The organism is Stenotrophomonas sp. 05N37, from assembly GCF_056397365.1.
This window is the reverse complement of sequence record NZ_JBFTNG010000016.1, coordinates 1-1,318: the sequence shown is the minus strand read 5'-3', so window position 1 is coordinate 1,318 and position 1,318 is coordinate 1. Positions and strand designations below refer to the sequence as shown.

Annotated in this window: 2 protein-coding genes; both read right to left on the bottom strand. The window is 66.7% G+C overall.

Annotated elements, in window-relative coordinates; translation table 11 throughout:
- Positions 1 to 332, bottom strand: a 332-nt coding sequence (locus AC1DGC_RS20130) for a flagellin N-terminal helical domain-containing protein (RefSeq protein ID WP_478048185.1), incomplete at its 3' end; no start/stop codon positions are given.
- An 80-nt stretch (positions 333 to 412) separates the two neighbouring features.
- A partial coding sequence (locus AC1DGC_RS20125) for a flagellin (RefSeq protein ID WP_478048685.1) occupies positions 413 to 1,318 on the bottom strand: 906 nt, incomplete at its 5' end.

Here is a 1,318-nt window from a genome sequence, read left to right as displayed (position 1 = left end):
GCCTTGCGGTCGCTGGCGGAGTTGGTGGCGTTGGACGCCTGCACCGACAGTTCGCGGACGCGCTGCAGGTTGTTGCCGATTTCGGTCAGCGAACCTTCGGCGACCTGGGCCAGCGAGATGCCGTCGTTGGCGTTGCGGATGGCCACGTCGGTACCGCGGATCTGGGTGCCGAAGCGCTCGGAGATGGCCAGGCCGGCCGCATCGTCCTTGGCGCTGTTGATGCGCGAGCCGGAGGACAGGCGCTGGATGGTGGTGGCCAGGGAGCTGCCGCTGGTGCTCAGGTTGCGCTGAGCATTCAACGACATCGTGTTGGTGTTGATGACTTGTGCCATGGAAATTCCTTCAGGCGTGGGTGGTGCGTGAGACGTTGGAAGCGGCGCCGGTCAATCCGGCGCCGCCGGGCAGGCGTGGATCAGCGCAGCAGGCTGAGCACGTTCTGCGGCACCTGGTTGGCCTGGGCCAGCATGGCCGTACCGGCCTGCTGCAGGATCTGGGTGCGGGTCAGCTCTGCGGTTTCCTTGGCGAAATCGGTGTCCTTGATGCGGCTGCGCGACGCGGACAGGTTTTCCGAGGAGGTCTGCAGGTTGGCAACGACCGAGGTGAAGCGGTTCTGGATCGCACCGAGGTCGGCGCGGGTGTTGTTGATCGCACCCAGGGCCTTGTCGACGATTTCCAGGGCCTGCTGGGCGCCCTTCACGGTGGACACGTCGATCTTGTCGGCGAACTGCTTGCCGTCGGCCGGATCGGTGGCGGCGAAGCCGGCCAGGGTGCTGGCGATGTCCTGGAACGCGCCATCGGCGTCGACGCTGTCCTTGACCGAGGTCAGGGTCAGGGCGCCGGCGTCATCGGCTTCGGCGTAAACGCCGGTTTCGCCGATCTTGGCGTTGATCGCGGCAGCCACGGCCTTGCCGTTGGCGGCGGTGTTGGCAGCCACGTCACCCACGCTCTTGACGGTCTGCGCGGCGAAGTTGACCACTGCGCCCTTGCTGTCGGTGATGGTGAAGGCGGCGATATCGGTATCGGTATCGGCCACGCCGGCAATCGCGGTGGCGGTGCCGCTGGAGAACTGCGCGCCGCCCAGGGCATTGGCCTTGGCGTCCACGACCTTGTCGATGGCGATGGCCTGGCCGGCGTTGGCGCCGACCTGGAACAGTTGGCTGGAGAAGGAGCCGTCCAGCAGCTTGGTGCCGTTGAAGTCGGACTGCTTGGCGACGCGGTCGATTTCGCTGACCAGCTGGGTGACTTCGGCCTGCAGGGCCTTGCGGTCGCTGGCGGAGTTGGTGGCGTTGGACGCCTGCACCGACAGTTCGCGGACGCG